Source organism: Asaccharospora irregularis DSM 2635 (assembly GCF_900129815.1).
In the GTDB taxonomy this organism is placed as follows: Bacteria; Bacillota; Clostridia; order Peptostreptococcales; family Peptostreptococcaceae; genus Asaccharospora; species Asaccharospora irregularis.
In genome coordinates, this window is sequence record NZ_FQWX01000001.1 from 37,372 (window position 1) to 56,345 (window position 18,974).

Consider the following 18,974-nt stretch of genomic DNA (forward strand, 5'->3'; position numbering starts at 1 on the left):
CAACCTCCTTTATTTTATAATCATTGCATCTCCAAAACTAAAAAATCTGTATTTCTCTTCAACTGCAACATTATAGGCATTTAAAACATTATCTTTTCCACAAAGGGCACTTACAAGCATAATTAAAGTAGATTCTGGAAGATGAAAATTTGTTATAAGTTTATCTACTAATTTGAATTTATACCCTGGATAAATAAATATATTCGTCCATCCACTACTTTCTTTGATATTTCCGTTTTCATCTGCAGCTGACTCTATAGTTCTGCAGCTAGTTGTTCCAACACATATTACATTTTTACCATTTGATTTTGCCAAATTTATTTTTTGTGCCGCTTCCTCTGTCACCATATAGTATTCCGAATGCATTTCATGATTTAATACATCATCTACCTTTACTGGTCTAAAAGTTCCAAGACCAACGTGTAAAGTTACAAATGCTATTTCTACACCCTTGTCTTTTATCTTTTGTAGAAGTTCATCTGTAAAATGAAGACCTGCTGTAGGAGCTGCTGCTGAACCGTTGTGTTTAGAATAAACAGTTTGGTATCTTTCTTTTTCTTCTAACCTCTCTGTTATATATGGAGGCAAAGGCATATTACCTAATTCATCTAGAACCTCTTCAAAAATTCCTTCATAATAAAATTTTACTATTCTAGACCCTTCCTCTGCAAGACCTATTACTTCTCCAATTAATTTTCCATCTCCAAAGGAGAATTTAGTACCAACTTTTGCTCTTTTTCCTGGCTTAACTAATGTCTGCCAAGTATCTTCTTCTGTTCTTTTTAGAAGTAAAAATTCTATCTTTCCACCAGTATCTACCTTTTCTCCTATTAATCTAGCTGGTATAACTCTAGTATTATTAAGAACTAAGCAATCTCCTGGATTTAGATAGTCTAATATATCTTTGAATATCTTATGCTCAATCTGCCCGCTTTTTTTGTCTAAAACCATTAATCTGGAGCTAGATCTATCTTTTATTGGAACCTGAGCTATTAACTCCTCTGGTAAGTCAAAATAAAAGTCACTTGTCTTCAATGTAAAACTTCCTCTCCGCAAATTTGTACAAACATAATAACAAAATTTTACATTATTTATTTTTGTTACTGTTTTATATTATTTATTTTTTCTATTATAAAAATTTTATTTTATATAATTTCTTATGAATTATAACAAAAAAACTATGAACTTTCCATATAATTAGAGTAATTTAGTTATTTTTGCTGATATGGGATATTTAGATGTTCATAAGCTCTTGGCATTGCTATTCTACCTCTAGGACCCCTATTTATAAATCCCAACTGAAGCAAATACGGCTCATAGACATCCTCTATAGTATTTCTGTCCTCTCCTATTGATGCCGCCAATGTATCTAAGCCTACTGGACCGCCTCTAAATTTCTCAATTATCGTTAAAAGTAATTTTTCATCTACATAGTCAAGACCTAGATCATCTACCCCAAGCAATTCTAGTGCTTTGTCTGCAACATCATCCGTTATATTTCCATCTGCCCTTACTTGAGCATAATCTCTTACTCTTTTTAGTAGTCTATTTGCTATTCTTGGAGTTCCTCTTGAACGCTTTGCTATTTGCATAGCACCACCTACCTGTATCTGTGCTCCTAAAATTTCCGCAGACCTAGTCACTATTTTAGTTAGTTCATCAACTGTATAGTAATCCAATTTGCATATAACTCCAAATCTATCTCTAAGAGGGTTTGTAAGCATACCTGCCCTTGTAGTCGCACCTATCAATGTGAATTTTGGTAAATCTAATCTTATACTTCTAGCTGACGGCCCTTTACCTATTATTATATCCAAACAATAGTCTTCCATAGCAGGATATAAAACTTCTTCTACACTTCTATTTATACGATGTATCTCATCTATAAATAATACATCATTTTCATTTAGGTTTGTAAGTATCGCTGCCAAGTCTCCTGCTCTCTCTATAGCAGGCCCTGAAGTAATTCTTAAGTTTACACCCATCTCATTTGCTATTATACTCGCTAAGGTAGTTTTTCCAAGACCTGGTGGTCCATATAAAAGAACATGGTCTAATTGTTCACTTCTAGATTTTGCCGCTTCTATAAATATACTCAACTGTTCCTTAGCTTTTTCTTGACCTAAGTAGTCTTGAAGTGTCTTAGGTCTTAAACTATTTTCTATATCTACATCTTCATTTTTCATTGTAGAGGTTATTATCCTATTTTCATCTTCATATTCGTACATCTAAATCCCCCTATCATGCTAATTTATATATTATTAATCGCTACTAATTATCATTAATACTGGTTTATCATAAGTACTTATTTACCATGAGTATTGCTTAATCACGAAGTTATTGTATGTTAAGTTTATCTTAACGATTTACTCATTATGTAAGTCAAAGATTTTTTTATTATATCTTCTGTATTCATACCGGCTTTTTTACATTTTTCAACTGCCTCTTTAGACTCTTGTTGAGAATACCCTAATGCTACAAGAGCATCTACCGCTTCATCTTGAGATATTCCAATAGGTGTCTTTGATAATAATGTAGGTTCAAACTCAACACTATTTTTATCTATCTTATCTTTTAATTCTAAAATTATTCTCTCAGCTGTCTTCTTTCCTACTCCCGGAGCCTTTGATAACTTAGCTGTATCCTCACTTAATATAAATGCACCTAGTTGACCTGGAGAGGCAAATGATAATATAGAAAGTCCAACCTTAGGCCCTATTTTAGATACTGATGTCAATAAATTAAACATATTTTGTTCTTCTCTAGTCGCAAACCCACAAAGGCTTATATCATCTTCTCTAACTATCATCTTTGTATATATCTTGGCTTCTTTCCCTAACTCAACATTCTTTATAGTGTTTGATGATACATTTATCTTATATCCTATGCTATTATTCTCAATCACTATACTATCTAAATGAATTTCTTCTACTATTCCTTTTATATAACTATACATATCTTCCCCCTATATTCTTGAGAGTTTTCTCTAGTTTATTTGAATGAGCATGGCAAATCGCTACTGCAAGGGCATCCGCAACATCATCAGGCTTGGGTACTTCTCTAAGATTTAAAAATGATGTAACCATTTGCTGTACCTGAGATTTTTGAGCACGCCCATACCCTACAACCCCTTGTTTGACTTGAAGTGGAGTGTATTCATATAATGGTTTGCCATTATGAGCGCAAGCAAGCATTGTTACACCTCTTGCCTGTGCCACGGTTATAGCAGTTTTTACATTTTTATTAAAAAACAGTTCTTCTATACCAACTTCATCTATATTATTATTTTTTATTAGAATATCAATTCCTTTGTATACCAGCTCCAACCTTTTCAATGTATCCATATGAGCAGGTGTAGTTACTGCACCATAATCTATGACTTTAAATTTATTGTTTTTATATTCTACTATTCCATAGCCTACTATCGCTATTCCTGGATCTATTCCTAATATTATCATCCGTAAAAGAAAACCTCCTAATATTACATAAAACTTATGTTCTATATTATTATATCATAAGATTATCATTAGAATTTTTTTTAAATTCCAATGGACTTTTACAAAAAACAAAAGTTACTCCTTATATATGAATTCCAATTATTTATGAACTACATATATAAAGAGTAACTTTTATGTTTTTTTGTTCCTAGCTTCCGAAGTCTTCTAATCTAGAATATGCCTCATCTTCACTATTCATATATATACCTTGTTTTATATCATTTTGAACAGCCTTAGGAAGAGAATCCACCTTTACATGAGTTTTCTCTATTAATTTTCTTTTTCCTTTATTATCGTATTTATAAAGTCCTATATATCCATTATCATCTTCTATTGTATATTTGTTAGCTTTAGATATATCATCTTTGTTGGATTTGTCTTGTTCAGAATTACCATCTTTATTAGAATCTGATAGTACTATTTCGTACTCTCCTATGCTCTCTATATTTTTATCTGGGTATTTATCTTTGAGATAAGATACTATTTCACCTTGTGTTTTATTAAGAAGTCCTTTTGGAACTGTTCCTAACATAACACTTGATTGTTCTGCGTCGGTTTCATCTTCTATATCTTTATGAAGCCATATTTCACAACTATTACTCAGTTTAAAAGCTTCATTTGTCTTCTCTTTGGATTGTTCATGTTTTACAGGATTTTGTACTGTTTTTTTATCTTGAGTTTTTGATCCTATGTAAATGCCACTCACCAATACAACTACTCCTACTAAAACTAATGTTATTCCTTTCCAAGCTGGTTGATCTTTTTTTTCGAACATATTGCATAACCTCCTTCTACCTCTATTTTGTCCTTCATTCGTGTTTTTATACAGTTATGGTAAAATTTAGTTATATTTTATTTCTCTCTTTTTATATCATTTTCCTCACTTCATACATAGTATAAATTATCATTTGAATTTAATCTTAGGAGGGATTTTTTTGAGCGAGTATATTCAATTAATTTACGATAGAATTGAATTTTTAGAATTTAAGCAAGATATTCTTTTCTTAAAACAGCCTCAGCACAAAGCATCAGAGTTTTACGACCTAACATTTAACAATTTCCTAGACATGAAAAATTTTACGAAATCATTTGAAGAAAGAATTTATAACGGAGAGATACTGAGTATTGATAACTACGAAAAAGAATTATTCGACATTTGTCCAAGTATAAAATCTTACCCTTCGTCTTCTATTCTTATTGCAAAAGCTCTAATGAACGAGAATACTTTTAATTCTTTATTTGCAAATTATAACTAATATCTACATTTTCAATTGCACATAAAAAGCTGATTTATTTTCAGCTTTTTTAAGTGCCTTAATTTTTTAATTCTATAAATGGCTATATTTTTTCTAAAAGATGGACATAATCCTTAATGATAAAAAGTCTCCCTTTAAAATACAACCGGGCCGATTTTTTTATTAATATATGTTTGATAAATATATAAGGATTACAAAAGATATTATTAGGAGGTAATGTTATGTCAAGAATTAGTTGTAGTGTAATGAATTGTTCTCACAATGATGGAGGTACTTGCTATGCAAATAGAATATCTATAAATGGTAAGAAGGCCAGAACTAGCAATCATACTTGTTGTAGCTCATTTTTAGATAAATCTACTTATAGTACTTTAACTAATAATACAAACGATGATGGTCCATGTGCGATTATTGGCTGTAATGTCAAGACTTGTTCTTACAATGCAAGCGGTACTGTATGTTCACTTAATGACATCAATGTAAATTCAGATGTTGGTAATGCAAACCTTTATTCTGAGACACATTGTTCTAGTTTTAAATGCAAATAATTTTTTTAGTTTAAAGGTCAATGTAATATAAACAGCAAATAAACACCTCTGATTATTAGATATATACTATCTATACATCATAATCAGAGGTGTTTATTATTTTTTAAATTATTCAGCTATTTCCCAGTTGTGTGCTACATTTTGAACATCATCATCGTCTTCTAACATATCTATAAGTCTGTTCATAAACTTTAATTGTTCTTCATCAGTTAACTCTGTTGTAGTTTGAGGTATTAATTTTACATCAGCAGATATAAATTCATACCCTTTGGCAGCTAACTCATCTCTAACAGTTTGGAAATCTTCTGGAGTAGTAACTACTTCATATCCATCTTCCTCAACTATGAAGTCTTCCGCTCCTGCTTCTAAAGCAATCTCCATTAGTTCATCTTCTGAAACTCCATCTTCTGCTCCCACTAATATTTGACCTTTTCTATCAAACATAAATGATACACAGCCACTTGTTCCTAGGTTTCCACCGTTTTTATCAAAGTAGTATCTTACATTACCTGCAGTTCTATTTTTGTTGTCAGTTAATGTTTCAACTATAACAGCAACTCCACCTGGTCCATATCCTTCGTAAACTATAGTCTCATAGTTTTCATTGGCTCCAGCTCCAGCTCCTTTGGCTACTGCTCTGTCTATATTATCATTTGGCATATTGTCTGCCTTTGCTTTATCTATAGCTGCTTTTAATGCTGCATTGTACTCTGGATCTGCTCCACCATCTTTGGCCGCAACAGCTATTGCTCTAGCATGCTTAGTAAATATTTTTGCTTTTTTGGCATCTTGTTTGCCTTTTCTATTTATTATATTCCCTATACGTCCCATAGTTCCACTCCTTAATACGTATAATTGTTTTGATAATTATGTAATTTGATATCACTCGTAAATTTTAGCACAAATTTTGTAATTAGTAAATTAGAACTTCGGAGGCTTTGCTGGTACTTCTCTTTTGTGTTGGCTAACCCTATGAAGTCTCGCTATTATATCTTGATCTTTTTGAGGAACTTCGTCTATTTTCCCCTCTACTACAGCATCTATCATGTTGTAAGTAGTTCCCATTTCATTTTCATCAGTTTGACCTTCCCAAAGCCCAGCTGAAGGTGCCTTATTTATTACATCTTCATGTACTCCTAATTCCTTTGCCCACTCATAAACTTCTCTTTTAGTAAGATTTGCAAGAGGTACAAGATCTACTCCTCCATCACCATATTTAGTAAAGTAACCAGTGTGTATTTCAGCTGCATTGTCTGTTCCTACAACTAAATATCCTAAATTATTTGCAACTGCATAAATAGAGCTCATTCTTATTCTGGCTCTTAAATTTGCATCAGTCATTTTTTTGTATTCTTCTTTATATAAATCTTTTTGCTTTAATTTTTCTGTAACTAAATCTAATATAGATTCTTGAGGCTCAGTAAGTTCTAAATCAATATGCTCAATTTGACATCCGTTTATAACTTTAAGTGCATCTTCTTTATCGTTTGGATTGCTTTTGATGCTCATTATAACTCCCATAGAGTTTTGAGGAAAAGCTTTTTTTATCAAGTACGCCACCACTGCTGAATCAATTCCTCCAGACACACCTACTATTAACCCCTTAGCATTTGCCTCTTTCACTTTTTCTTGAAGCCATTCTACAGTTTTGTCTATACGTGCTATTCTATCCATAATTTCTCTCCTATTCTATTAATTACATTTTTCATAAATTTATTATATCATATATCATATCCATTCTACATTCAAACAGACATAAGCGTAGTTTTATTATGCCCGTATAATCATTTTTGATTAACTTTAAAAGTTTTATAAATATTATTTTCTATTTATGTCAAAACTAGGTTTAAAGGGTGATTTAATGAATAAAAAATATTTTGAATTTAATATTAAAAATACGATAACAGGTTCATTCACTGGTTTTATCAATGGTGTTTTTGGATCTGGTGGAGGAACTCTTTTAGTTCCTATTTTAAACGACATCCTAAAACTAGAAGAACATAAATCCCATGCTACGGCTCTTAGTATAATAGTTTTTTTAACTACTGCTAGTTCAGTGGTTTATATATCAAAGGGGACATATGATGTTTCCCTAACAACTAAGGTGGCTATTGGCAGCATTTTGGGAGGATTTGTTGGCGCTAAATTACTTAGCAAGGTTACAGGTAAATTTCTTAGGATTTCTTTTGGACTAATAATGATTATAGCAGCTCTAAGGATGGTGTTTTAATGTTTTACGGGTTAATTGGATTTTTTGCAGGTATAATAGGAGGTATGGGTATGGGTGGAGGAACTATACTAATCCCTGCTTTAGTTTTGTTTGCAAATATAGATCCTAAAATAGCTCAAAGTATCAATCTAATTTCATCTATACCCATGACTTTAATGGCACTTGTGATACATATAAAAAATAAAAATGTAGTATTTAAGTTGGTAGTTCCTATAGCATTATTTGGAGTTATTGGAGCTATATTTGGTTCATTCGTTGCCAATTATCTATCTTCCGAAATTCTAAGAAAAATATTCGGTGCTTTTTTACTTTTAGTAGGTATTTTTGAGGTAAAAAAAGGGTTCTGCCAACCTTCCAAAAAAAACTCCTCACAGAGTACTAGGGAAGAATAAAAAGATTACAATCAAAAGCCTGCGCTAAATCTTAATAATTTGCACAGGCTTTCTATTTTTCTAAAACTTCAACTATAAATATATTATCTTCTAATTTATTATTGAATCTATTATTATTTATAGTTTGTCCAGAATATTTTTATATCTATCAATATTTTTTAATGGTTCATATGCTGGATTTTCCTCTAAACTCTTCTATATAATCACATGCCATTTCATAGTCTCCATTTTCTGTACACATTTAGTTAAATTTTATAATAATTACAATCTCTATAATATAACTTGTCCATCTTTTTCAGACAGATAAAACTCTTCTCCTAAAGCTATTTGTGCTGTTGCACTAGTTATATCAGTCATTTTAGATGTAAGTGTTTCTATCTCCTCTATTCTAGAGTATACTATTATTTCAACATTATCCTCATATATTGTGTCCTTTACAAAATACCCCATGTTCATTATTTCATTTTGAACTCTTCCAAGTAGTGTGTAATCTATCTTTATTTTAACTTCTTGATACATTACCTTTTCAATTATTTTCCCGGCCTCTAAGCCTATTTTTGCACCTTTTGTATATGCCCTAACTAGGCCTCCTGCTCCTAATTTCACACCTCCAAAGTACCTCGTGACTACCACTACAACATCCCTTAAATCTTCTTTTTTTATAACCTCTAAGGTTGGTATCCCGGCAGTCCCCTGTGGTTCTCCATCATCACTATACCTCTGTATGTTCATATTGTTTCCTACCGTGTATGCCCATACGTTATGTGTTGCATCCTTGTGCTTTTTCTTTATTTCATTTATAAATTCTACAGCTTCTTCCTCAGTTTTTATAGGTTTCGCATATCCAATAAATGTAGATTTCTCTATTATAATTTCATCCATCCCAAATTCGTGTAGCGTTTTATAGCTGCCCATAACCAACCTCCTTGTATAACTTATATTATATATTTAATTTTGAAATATATAAATTTCACCTTAAAACTTAAAAGCTGTCTTTAATTAGAAAGTGTTTCTAATCAAAGGCAGCTTTTTTAACAATTTAACTTTTAGTTATTTATAATTATAATCTTTTAACCTTCAACTGCAGGCGTTCTTTCCGGAACTGCTTTTTTTAATTCTTTGTACTTTTTATAAGAAATATCAACCAAAGATTTTTCTTTGCTATGAGTTAACATTTCAATAGCCTGCTTAACTTTAAAAAATCCGCCTTCGCTAAAGTCCTCTCTTAGTATGTAGTCGGTACTATCTGTCTCCATTATATACCATGCAATTGCATTGCAAACCTGTTGTTGTCTACTTCTTGAGAAAAACTCATACATGGTATTACCTGCTACATCCATTATCCTACAATCTACACCTGTTTCTGCTTTCACTCTCTGAATAGCACTATCATAAGCTAACTCCCCCTCATCGATTCTTCCCTTTGGCAGTGTCCACTCACCTCTGTCATTTTTTAATATCAATACCTTATTTGCATAAAATACAACTCCACCTGCACAATGTCTTACTATCATTTTAAACCCTCCTATTAACTCATTATTTTTTTAATGTTAACTTCTGGAGATACATCATAGGTAAATAATTAGATTTGTAAATTATATGTTAAGTCAAAAATCATTATGTTAATTACCTGATTTTTCTAATGCATCAATAGCCTCATCATATGCCCTCAATACATATTCCTTTTCAAAGGATTTATTCTTTTTTAACTGTCTTAACATTTTTAAACTATTTTTATTTCCTATTTTTGCAAGAGCTTTTGCACAATATTGTCTTGTCTGTGGATTTGTGTCATATAGACCTCTTTGAAGATATTCTCTACTACTATCTGAGCCTATTTTCCTAAGCGCTGAATAGGTTATTCTCCTTACGTCAGAATTTCTATACTCTGTAAATGCATGAAGTAATCTTAAAAATCTTTCATCTTTGAGTTCACCAGTTGCCCAAATTAGAATTACAAGGTCTTCATTATTCTTTTCAGTTATTATTCTTTTATATATCTTTTTCTTAAAGTATAGCATCTTTTCTTCATCTAAGCTATTCATAAAATCAAGTCTTTGATTTTTATTTAACTCTAAGAATGTTTCTAGCATATCCTTAGATGACTCACTTTGGCTTTTTAGAGCCTCTCTTATTTGTAACTTTGCCTCTATTAACTGTTCCTTAACTTCTGAAACCGATATATTTCTTATTTTGCTTATTTGAGATACTGTCTTTGATTCTTTATATAGAAGATAAGTTATAAAATAATCTGGTAATTCATCTATATTATCCCAAGTTATATTCATATTTTTTACCTACTTACATAAAATATACTCTTTATATATATTATAATCCTCTTCGTCTAAATTTACATCAACTGTCGTTCCATTTTCTACATATTCGAAGTTCTCTATATTGTATTTGTCCTTTAACTTACTAAATACTTGTCCCTTATCATAAGGAAGTAGCAGTGTAACTGGATAAGTATTTCCCATCAAGTTTTTCTCTATCATATTTAGTAGCTTATCCATATTTATACCTTGTTTTGCCGATATATATACTACATTATCAGTATTTTTTGGATATATATCTAATTCTAATCTATCTATTTTATTATATACAAGAATAGTCTTCTTATCTTCTACCCCTAGTTCTTTAAGAACAGATTCAGTAGTATTTTTTTGTAATTCATAACTATCATTTGTAGCATCAATTACATGTAAAATTAAGTCTGCATATTGAACCTCTTCTAGGGTTGCCTTAAATGCTTCTACTAAGTCATGAGGTAATTTACTGACAAATCCAACTGTATCTACTGCTAAAAATTCTTTTTTATTTGGTAAAAGTGCTTTTCTTAAAGTAACATCTAATGTTGCAAATAACATATCTTTTGCAAAAACTTCTTTTTCTTTTTCATAGTCTTTATGAGTCTTTATTAACTCATTAAGAAGTGTAGATTTTCCTGCATTAGTATACCCAACAAGTGCAACTATAGGTATATTAGATTTTATACGTTGAACCCTCTGAGTTTCTCTGTTTTTCTTTACTTCTTTAAGTTCTCTTCTAATGTCTGCTGCCTTATTTAAGATATTTCTTTTATCTACTTCCAGTTTTTGCTCTCCTGGACCTCTTGTTCCTATTCCTGCACCAGTTCTACTCATTTCTCCTCCCATCCCATAAAGTCTTGGAAGTCTATATTTCAACTGTGCAAGTTCTACCTGAAGTTTACCTTCTTTGCTTTTTGCCCTCTGTGCAAATATATCAAGAACTAAAGTAGTTCTATCTATAACTTTTTTTCCTACAATTTCTTCAATATTTCTTATCTGTGCCCCCGATAATTCATCATTGAAAACTATCATTGTAGCCCCCAATGACTCTGAATATGCTTTTATCTCTTCTACTTTACCTTTACCGATGTAGCTTGCTGCTTCTTTAGATTGCCTGTTTTGAACTACACTCCCGACAACCTCTGCCCCTGCAGCTTTTGCCAGTTCTTTTAATTCCTCCATAGAGTCATTTATATCTATATCATCACTTCTTCTCGCTGTAGATGTTATATTTAGTCCTACAAGTAATGCCTTTTCTTGTAATTCCTTATTTTCCTGCATATTAGCACCTCTCTTTTAAATTTTATTTATTTAATTAATAATAATTCACGCATTAAGGTAATTTTACTTCTAAAAATATACAATTTATGTATAAGTATTATACCATGTATAAAAAACTCTAGTATAATTATATTATTACCAAAGGTTGATCTATTAGAACACAATATTATTTGGAGGTAATTATAATGAGTGAAAATTATAAGTTTTTTAATCATAAAGACTGCGAATTCTTTCCCTGTCATAAAACTAATAAACCTGATGAGTTTAACTGTTTGTTCTGCTATTGCCCACTTTATGCACTAGGAGAAAACTGTGGTGGAAACTTTAAATATACACAAAACGGGATTAAAGACTGTTCTTCGTGTATGCTCCCTCACAACAAAAATAACTATGACTATATAATGAGTAAATTTAAAGATATATTAGAGGTATCCTCTAAATCGGGTAAGTAAAATAAAATAGAGTAATATATATAAATAGGGATAAATTATAAAACAGGCTACCTAAACGATGTCTAATTAAGTACACATTTGAGGTAACCCGCCCTTTTATCTTACCAATGATAGTTTGTCCTATGAAAAATAGAACGCCTACTATTATATTTTTTATTTAATTTTTTATATAATATTCTAGTTACTAGACTAAATATTAATACAAGAATTATAATCATAACCCCTGCATGAAAAAAGAATTCCTGAGGAAGAATATTTATAACAGGATCCATACTAGGGTCAAATATCCAATAATCATTGTCAAAAAACAACTTATGAAAAATAATAAATGTCTTATCAAAACTTATCAACATTGGTACCAAAACTATTATAGGCAATATTAATAATAGTTTTGAAGTTTTATTTAAGAAGTCTATCTGTTTATTTTTTATTTTTATAAATACACCTACTATACACACAGCTAATAATCCTAAAGTAATTTTATTTATACCTTGAAAAATATCTCTGACTTCTTCAAAGTGTATTTTACCTTGTGGTGAAAATTGTATAGTTGGTAATTTGAACTCTTCTTCTTTGATATTTAAATTGTAATCAATTAAATAGTCATAATTGGCTTTTATCTCATCTTCAGACAACGAAGATATTTTAGGTATATCTAAGTAGTTTATATCAAAATAGTATAGTTGTCTAAATCCTACAGTAAACCTTATTATTCCCAATATTATGAATAAACTAAAACATATCGAAAACAGCATATTAAAAAACTTCTTCATATGTGACCCCCTAGGCTATCCATTATAAATAGTAGTGAACATAAACAGCATCAATATATTAATAATGATAAATTTAAGTACTAGCTTTCTTTATTTTAATATCAATCACTTTACTCTAATACTATCATGTTTTTACATTATTTTATACCATATTTTCCCAATAAATTATACTATTTTGGTAGTGAAGTCCTCTATATTCCAAACATCATCTACTATATCCATATAAAATTCAGGTTCATGGCACACTAAAAGTACTGTCCCTTTAAATTCTCTTATAGCTTTTTTTAATTCTTCTTTTGCTTCTACATCTAAATGGTTTGTGGGCTCATCTAGTACCAGGAAATTTATGTCTTTAAGCATAATTTTGCACAGTCTAACCTTTGCCGCTTCTCCTCCACTTAAAACTCTCATTTGACTAGTTATATGTTCATTAGTCAATCCACATTTCGCTAAAGACTGTCTAACTTCAAAATTTGAAAGTCCAGGAAACTCAGACCAAACCTCATCCATTGGAGTATTATAATTATCTTTTGAACTTTCTTGTTCAAAGTATCCTATTTCTAAATAATCTCCATTTTGAAGTTTTCCACCAAAAGGTTTAACTATGCCTAATAGAGTTTTTAATAGAGTTGATTTCCCAATACCATTCATACCCTTAAGAGCTATTTTTTGACCTCTCTCTAATTGGAAATTAAGTGGTTTTGTTAAGGCCTCATCATATCCTAAAATTAAATCTTCTGTCTCAAATATTATTCTACTAGCAGCTCTAGCTTCCTTAAATCCAAATATAGGCTTTATTTTTTCCTTTGGTCTTTCTAAAATTTCCATCTTGTCTAACTGCTTTTGTCTACTGTTTGCCATACCACGAGTAGCAACTCTAGCTTTGTTTCTAGCAACAAAATCTTCTAACTTTTTTCTTTCCTCAACTTGTCTATCGTATGCTTGTTCCTCTTGGCGTTTCTTTATATCGTTAAGTCTTACGAACTCATCATAGTTTCCTTTGTATCTGTTTAATTCTCCGTTTTCCATATGATATATTACATTACATGTGTTATTTATAAATGGTATATCATGTGATACTAGTACAAAACTATTTTCATATTCTTGTAGATATCTTGTAAGCCAATTTATATGTTCCTCATCTAAATAGTTTGTAGGCTCATCCAGTATAAGTATTGTAGGATTTTCAAGTAATAGCTTAGTAAGAAGTACTTTTGTTCTCTGTCCTCCACTTAAATCAGCTACATCTTTATCTAAACCTATTTCTCCTAATCCCAGTCCATTGGCAACTTCTTGTATTTTTGCATCTATCATGTAAAAACCACTATTTTCTAATATGGTTTGTATTTCAGCTGTTTCATTAAGTAATTTAGCCATTTCTTCGTCGTCAGCTTCACCCATTCTATCATACATAGCTATCATTTCTTGTTCTAATTCAAACATATTCTTAAATGCATCTCTTAGCACTTCTATTATTGTCTTTCCTTTAGTCAGTACTGTGTGTTGATCTAGGTAACCTACAGTCGCTCTAGATGACCATTTTATATCACCTGCATCAGGCATAAGTTTTTTTGTTATTATATTTAAAAAAGTTGATTTTCCTTCTCCGTTAGCTCCTACTAATGCTATATGTTCACCTTTTCTCAGTCTAAAAGAAACATTTTCTAGTATAGTTCTAGCCCCGAATCCATGACTTACATTTTCTACTACCAGCATCTTAACACCTCTTCATAAAATTTTGTCTATATTCTATACTATAATATATTCTTTTTGTACTTAAATCAAGTGTTACCAATGGTATTATAATTTTTTTAGGAGTTTATTATATCCCTATAAAACATAAGCATGCACCCTGCTGTGCTTCTTTGTGCTAGAGTTATGCTTTTTGTTGCTATAAGATAAAATTTAGTACTTAAGCTTTCTATGTTTTTATACATATAATCCAACTTCAAAGCATTTTGGGCATTAAAATTAATGTATTCTTCTATACTATATAAATAAATTGGTTTTTCATGAGACTTAAATCTTTTTATATTTTTATAATTTGATTTTACATATACCTCAAATTGTCTATGATTATCTAATAACTTTCCTTTTGCATGTTGTGGAATAGTCAAATCTTGTACTATATGGCATGCAGCTCCAAAATAAAACATAGATCTTTCATAGTTGCCCATTGCAAAAAACTTTAGCGCTTTATTGTAATAACTTCTAGTAACAGTCAAAGCATTATCCTCATATCCGAATCTACCTCTTTCAACTCTTGGGTTGTAAAAATGATGATAAGATTTAAAGTCTAAATCTGCCCATACTAATCCCTTATTAATTTGAGGTATAAATGCCTGAAATAGTTCAAACTCCCTATGATACCCTTCTGATTTTAGGATATCTAGTGCACTTTGTTGTATAAATAAATGTACTTCGCAATCTGTTTTTATTACTGTTTTCTTTATAGGATTTATAGCCCTAAGTGTTTGTGATAGAGCCGTTCCATATACATTTTCTAATCTTTTTCTCATCAACATCACCTAATATTATTTAGTCATAAAATATTCCTCTAATCCATCCGCTATAGTCTGCATTAGTTTTCGTTGGTACTCTGGACTTGACATTAGTCTGTCTTCGTTATAGTTGCTCATAAACCCCATTTCAACTAGTACTACAGGAACCTTGGACCAATTAAATCCAGTCAAATCATCTCTTTGAAAAATACCATTTACCTGAACCCCGCCTTCTCTCATTTTTCCTTCTACTATCTGAGCACATACACTACTTTCCTCATAAATAGATTTAGTATATTTGCCATCTTTTTGAGGTATTAAAATAGATGCTCCAGTTTTTGAAGGATTATTTAAGCTGTCGGCATGAATTCTAACTACCATATCTGCTTTTTTATCGTTTGCAAAAATAGCCCTTTCAGAGTTGCTTATATTTACATCGTGGCTATCCCTTGTCATAACCACCTTAAATCCCTTACCTTCTAATATATGTTTTAAAACTGTAGATGCTTCTAAATTAAGAACATATTCAGGTTTTTTTGTAGCTACTCCGGCAGCACCTGATGATACCCTAGGTTTTTTAGAAGGAGAACCTGGGGCTATAGGTTCCAAATTGCTATCTCCTTTTTCTTGATGACCAGGATCTATACAAATCAAAAATTTCTCATTTATTTGTGAATTTTTTTGTACATTTCCATCTTTTTTATTGTCATCTGTCTGTAAATTAGCTTTATATCCTTTATTTATAAATCCTGTTGATTTTCGTATGTTTCTTATAGGGTCCGAAGTGCCTATAAGCAACAGTCCTATTGCAATTATAGATGTAACTAAAATCTTATATCTTTTCATAACTGTACCCCTCTCATATGTTAAGTTTTTTATTTTATCTATCTGATTATTATTTCCAAATATGCTATTTTTATAATTAGTAGAAAAGCATATTCTTTTTTAATGTAGCTTGATTTATTTTAATTTGATTTTAACTAGTCTTTTATTTTCGTGAGTACTCATATATATTTATATACTGTTTATTTAAGGAGGGTGCTATGAAGAGAGATAAGGATTGTTCTAAAAAACCTACCGAGTCTAAACTTTGTTGTTTTGGATATGTTGACTATATAGTACTTGCTTCTACATTGGCAATTGCACTTGGAGAAGAGTTATCTAACCAGGATGTTGAAATATTGTCTACTTTTTTTGCGGTTTTATCTGATGAATTAGCTCTTATATCTACAGTAAACGGTTGTTCCTCTAGCGATACAGAAGAGACATTCGTATCTCCTGTTCCAGATGTTGCTATAACATCTAATCGGCATGGTCAAAAAAACACTGATGAAAATCCCTCAAAAAAAATAATTCGAAAAAAGATCAAAAAATATAAAAGGTATTAGATTATGAAAATATTTCTATACTTGTCTTTCTATTTTATTTATACATATTATTTATTGCCAAATATTAAAGGAACATAATTCCCCTTTATGTAATTAAACACATAATCGTAGTTTTTCATTTATATGAACTATTTTTTAAGCACTTGAATTCGCTTAGCTTAGCTATGGTTTTAATTTATACCTAAAAAAACTAGGTTTTATTGTGTTCGTTTTCCAAGCATCAAAAAGTAATTCTTGTACAACATAATATTAAAGCACCGATTAGACAACAAACTATTATCATTAGAAAGAAGGTGTTTTATGAATTCTCAAAAATATCATTTTAAAAAACAAAGCTTCTTTAAATTTAAAGTAATATGTTTTATATCTTTCTTACTATATTTTTTCTCAAATAATTTAACATATGCACAAAATTTACAAAAAAATGAACCTAATTATTTGATACCTATTGGTAATGTACTACAAATCGATGCTGAACTTAAAAATATTATTGTAAGAGAGATATCAGGAAAATCACCTTTTAACTTAGGAGATGCAATAGTAGAAGTAGGTGGTAAACCTATAGATGGATATGCAGACTTTGCAAAGAATTTATGCTCATTAAACCCTGATGATAAAGTTGATGTAGTAGTTAACAGAAATGGCTCTCTTATAAACATCAATACTACTAAAGATATACTTGAGAAAATCCATTTTAATAATTTACTGTCGGGATTTGCAACGCTGACTTATATAAATCCTGATAGTAAGGAATTCGGAGCTGTAGGACATGCAATCAGTCTGGGTTCTTCTAAAAAAATACCTATTAAAACTGGGTCTGTATCTACAACATCAGATTTAAACATTGAAAAATCTGAAAAAGGTAGTGTTGGTTATATAAATGCAAAAAGAAACAATACTATAGGTAGTTTTACAAGTAATACTAACTTTGGTATAAAAGGTAAAGTTTCAAATTTTGATACTTCAAATTTAAAAAGATATAAAATAGCTTCATTAGATGAAGTAAAACATGGTAAAGCCCAAATAATATTACAAACTAATACTAATTATTATAAAAAATACGATATTGAAATTTTAAGTGTTGAAAAACAAAAGTATCCTGAATCTAAAAGTTTTAAAATAAAAATTACCGATAAAGAACTTTTATCTCAAACAGGAGGGATTGTCCAAGGTATGAGTGGTACTCCAATAGTTCAAGGAAATAAAATCATAGGAGCTATCTCTCATGCTGTAGAAAATGATCCTTCTGTTGGATATGGTATATTTATAGGTTGGATGCTAAATAACTAACAAATAAATTAATATAAATAAATTAATATATAAATGTACTTTTTATATTTTAGTTTTTATATTTTAATTTTTATATTTATAACTTATAAGTAGCTATGATTTTATATACTCTATTGTGTATTATTGACATCGCTACTTATAAGTTATTATTTGTTATTTTTTATATATTATGCTTAAATTTTATTTATTTTTTAGGTTTTGAATTTGTAGAGTTCATATTAGGTAGAATATTTTCTATATTATGCTCTGGTACGTTTACATAGCTTTGAGGTACATCTCCAACTATTATAGTTTCACATATAGGTATTTGAGCTTTTACTTCTTTTGTTGCTGTTGTCAGCGGTATAACAACTTTTACTTGAGTTTTAGCTTGAAGATATATTCTATGTCTGGTTTGATTTATACCCGAGGACTCAAATTCCGTTTTAAAATCTACGGAAACTGTTCCTATTGGTTCTATAGATACTTTTAACTGGGGTCCATATTTAGCTAGTATCGGACTACCCAAAGCTGTTCCTATTGGTATGTATGCACTCGTATTTTTTACTTTCTTAAGTTCATCCTGTATTTCTAATGCTATGTCAGATGCTATCTCATTCATCATAACTGTATTTGCTTGTATCATGGATATATTTCCATTGCTGTCTAATTGAGCATTCATTAAGTCCTCATAATCAATCCGACCTTCAACTATCTCGGCTACTGATTTGTTTATTGATCTATTTGCCAATTCCAAGGCTTTTGTTTCCGCTAAAACAGTTATAGTTGGTCTTAATGTCTTATCTATATATATAAAACTTCCTATAAAAACAGATGCTATAAAAATCATTACAAAAATTACTACTGTTTTTTTAAGACTGTTTCTTCTTCTTTCTAACATTATCTTTTTCAAAAAAACACCCCCTTCTGTATTATATGTATCTATAGCATATTTTTTCTGTGATTGATCAAAAATAATTATTAATATAATTAATATTATAAATATCTATATTGAATTCATTTTTTTCTATAATTTACACTTAAGGTCTTATATATGTTATAATATTACATTAAGTAA

The 18,974-nt window shown here is 30.3% G+C and carries 23 protein-coding genes; 7 read left to right on the forward strand and 16 right to left on the reverse strand.

The genetic code is table 11. From position 1 onward, the window contains the following. Positions 1 to 9: 9 nt before the first annotated feature. The 5 genes from queA to BUB34_RS00195 all read right to left on the reverse strand — a co-directional run bounded on the left by queA (position 10) and on the right by BUB34_RS00195 (position 4,272). Complete coding sequence (queA, locus tag BUB34_RS00175; RefSeq protein ID WP_073123062.1) at positions 10 to 1,035, reverse strand: tRNA preQ1(34) S-adenosylmethionine ribosyltransferase-isomerase QueA; 1,026 nt, start codon at positions 1,033 to 1,035, stop codon at positions 10 to 12. 176 nt (positions 1,036 to 1,211) lie between these two features. Next, positions 1,212 to 2,228, reverse strand: a complete 1,017-nt coding sequence (gene ruvB / locus BUB34_RS00180) for a Holliday junction branch migration DNA helicase RuvB (RefSeq protein ID WP_073123064.1) — start codon at positions 2,226 to 2,228, stop codon at positions 1,212 to 1,214. Between the two features lie 125 nt (positions 2,229 to 2,353). Beyond that, positions 2,354 to 2,956, reverse strand: a complete 603-nt coding sequence (ruvA, locus tag BUB34_RS00185; RefSeq protein WP_073123065.1) for a Holliday junction branch migration protein RuvA — start codon at positions 2,954 to 2,956, stop codon at positions 2,354 to 2,356. Beyond that, a complete protein-coding gene (ruvC, locus tag BUB34_RS00190) occupies positions 2,949 to 3,458 on the reverse strand; it encodes a crossover junction endodeoxyribonuclease RuvC (protein WP_073123067.1) in 510 nt (169 codons plus the stop codon). Before ruvC ends, ruvA begins: the two co-directional genes overlap by 8 nt. 187 nt (positions 3,459 to 3,645) lie before the next feature. Continuing rightward, positions 3,646 to 4,272: a hypothetical protein gene (locus BUB34_RS00195; RefSeq protein WP_073123070.1), complete on the reverse strand. Its 627-nt coding sequence runs from the start codon at positions 4,270 to 4,272 to the stop codon at positions 3,646 to 3,648. Positions 4,273 to 4,432: 160 nt separating this feature from the next. Between BUB34_RS00195 and BUB34_RS00200 the strand changes: the two genes are divergently transcribed. Both BUB34_RS00200 and BUB34_RS00205 read left to right on the forward strand, forming a co-directional pair. Continuing rightward, positions 4,433 to 4,753 carry a hypothetical protein gene (locus tag BUB34_RS00200; protein ID WP_073123072.1) on the forward strand — a complete coding sequence of 107 codons (321 nt, stop codon included), beginning with the start codon at positions 4,433 to 4,435 and terminating at the stop codon, positions 4,751 to 4,753. A 221-nt stretch (positions 4,754 to 4,974) separates the two neighbouring features. Then, on the forward strand, positions 4,975 to 5,301 hold the full coding sequence (locus BUB34_RS00205) for a DUF1540 domain-containing protein (protein ID WP_073123074.1): 327 nt from the start codon (positions 4,975 to 4,977) through the stop codon (positions 5,299 to 5,301). Positions 5,302 to 5,409: 108 nt separating this feature from the next. On the opposite strand, the gene BUB34_RS00210 is transcribed toward BUB34_RS00205, so the two are convergent. Both BUB34_RS00210 and nadE read right to left on the reverse strand, forming a co-directional pair. Next, positions 5,410 to 6,132 (reverse strand): YebC/PmpR family DNA-binding transcriptional regulator, encoded by a 723-nt coding sequence (locus BUB34_RS00210; protein ID WP_073123076.1) that lies wholly within the window; start codon positions 6,130 to 6,132, stop codon positions 5,410 to 5,412. Between the two features lie 90 nt (positions 6,133 to 6,222). After that, positions 6,223 to 6,975, reverse strand: a complete 753-nt coding sequence (gene nadE / locus BUB34_RS00215; RefSeq protein ID WP_073123078.1) for an NAD(+) synthase — start codon at positions 6,973 to 6,975, stop codon at positions 6,223 to 6,225. A 187-nt stretch (positions 6,976 to 7,162) separates the two neighbouring features. Between nadE and BUB34_RS00220 the strand changes: the two genes are divergently transcribed. Both BUB34_RS00220 and BUB34_RS00225 read left to right on the forward strand, forming a co-directional pair. Further along, entirely contained in the window at positions 7,163 to 7,531 is a 369-nt protein-coding gene (locus tag BUB34_RS00220; protein WP_073123080.1) for a sulfite exporter TauE/SafE family protein, read from the forward strand. Then, on the forward strand, positions 7,531 to 7,923 hold the full coding sequence (locus BUB34_RS00225) for a sulfite exporter TauE/SafE family protein (RefSeq protein WP_073123083.1): 393 nt from the start codon (positions 7,531 to 7,533) through the stop codon (positions 7,921 to 7,923). The genes BUB34_RS00220 and BUB34_RS00225 overlap by 1 nt, the downstream gene beginning before the upstream one ends. A 270-nt stretch (positions 7,924 to 8,193) precedes the next feature. On the opposite strand, the gene BUB34_RS00230 is transcribed toward BUB34_RS00225, so the two are convergent. The 4 genes from BUB34_RS00230 to hflX form a co-directional block, all read right to left on the reverse strand. Further along, entirely contained in the window at positions 8,194 to 8,838 is a 645-nt protein-coding gene (locus BUB34_RS00230) for a YigZ family protein (protein ID WP_073123085.1), read from the reverse strand. A 155-nt stretch (positions 8,839 to 8,993) separates the two neighbouring features. Then, complete coding sequence (locus BUB34_RS00235) at positions 8,994 to 9,437, reverse strand: NUDIX domain-containing protein (protein ID WP_073123087.1); 444 nt, start codon at positions 9,435 to 9,437, stop codon at positions 8,994 to 8,996. A gap of 108 nt (positions 9,438 to 9,545) precedes the next feature. Beyond that, the gene (locus tag BUB34_RS00240; protein WP_073123089.1) at positions 9,546 to 10,211 is read right to left on the reverse strand and encodes a HEAT repeat domain-containing protein; all 666 of its coding nucleotides are present in this window, start codon (positions 10,209 to 10,211) and stop codon (positions 9,546 to 9,548) included. A 9-nt stretch (positions 10,212 to 10,220) separates the two neighbouring features. After that, entirely contained in the window at positions 10,221 to 11,513 is a 1,293-nt protein-coding gene (hflX, locus tag BUB34_RS00245; RefSeq protein WP_073123091.1) for a GTPase HflX, read from the reverse strand. A 185-nt stretch (positions 11,514 to 11,698) separates the two neighbouring features. On the opposite strand from hflX, the gene BUB34_RS00250 reads away from it, so the two are divergent. Beyond that, positions 11,699 to 11,965, forward strand: coding sequence for a cysteine-rich small domain-containing protein (locus BUB34_RS00250; RefSeq protein WP_073123093.1), 267 nt, complete (start codon positions 11,699 to 11,701; stop codon positions 11,963 to 11,965). A gap of 101 nt (positions 11,966 to 12,066) precedes the next feature. On the opposite strand, the gene BUB34_RS00255 is transcribed toward BUB34_RS00250, so the two are convergent. The 4 genes from BUB34_RS00255 to BUB34_RS00270 all read right to left on the reverse strand — a co-directional run bounded on the left by BUB34_RS00255 (position 12,067) and on the right by BUB34_RS00270 (position 16,085). Further along, positions 12,067 to 12,738 carry a TIGR01906 family membrane protein gene (locus BUB34_RS00255; protein ID WP_073123095.1) on the reverse strand — a complete coding sequence of 224 codons (672 nt, stop codon included), beginning with the start codon at positions 12,736 to 12,738 and terminating at the stop codon, positions 12,067 to 12,069. 165 nt (positions 12,739 to 12,903) lie between these two features. After that, positions 12,904 to 14,454: an ABC-F family ATP-binding cassette domain-containing protein gene (locus BUB34_RS00260; protein WP_073123097.1), complete on the reverse strand. Its 1,551-nt coding sequence runs from the start codon at positions 14,452 to 14,454 to the stop codon at positions 12,904 to 12,906. A 95-nt stretch (positions 14,455 to 14,549) separates the two neighbouring features. Further along, on the reverse strand, positions 14,550 to 15,257 hold the full coding sequence (locus BUB34_RS00265) for a zinc dependent phospholipase C family protein (protein ID WP_073123099.1): 708 nt from the start codon (positions 15,255 to 15,257) through the stop codon (positions 14,550 to 14,552). Between the two features lie 15 nt (positions 15,258 to 15,272). Next, positions 15,273 to 16,085 (reverse strand): N-acetylmuramoyl-L-alanine amidase, encoded by an 813-nt coding sequence (locus BUB34_RS00270; RefSeq protein WP_084120047.1) that lies wholly within the window; start codon positions 16,083 to 16,085, stop codon positions 15,273 to 15,275. Between the two features lie 197 nt (positions 16,086 to 16,282). On the opposite strand from BUB34_RS00270, the gene BUB34_RS00275 reads away from it, so the two are divergent. Continuing rightward, a complete protein-coding gene (locus tag BUB34_RS00275) occupies positions 16,283 to 16,627 on the forward strand; it encodes a hypothetical protein (protein ID WP_073123101.1) in 345 nt (114 codons plus the stop codon). Between the two features lie 300 nt (positions 16,628 to 16,927). Further along, positions 16,928 to 17,917: a SpoIVB peptidase S55 domain-containing protein gene (locus BUB34_RS00280; protein ID WP_073123103.1), complete on the forward strand. Its 990-nt coding sequence runs from the start codon at positions 16,928 to 16,930 to the stop codon at positions 17,915 to 17,917. A gap of 184 nt (positions 17,918 to 18,101) precedes the next feature. Here BUB34_RS00280 and yunB read toward each other — a convergent pair whose 3' ends face one another. Beyond that, entirely contained in the window at positions 18,102 to 18,809 is a 708-nt protein-coding gene (gene yunB, locus BUB34_RS00285; RefSeq protein ID WP_073123105.1) for a sporulation protein YunB, read from the reverse strand. Between the last annotated feature and the right edge of the window lie 165 nt (positions 18,810 to 18,974).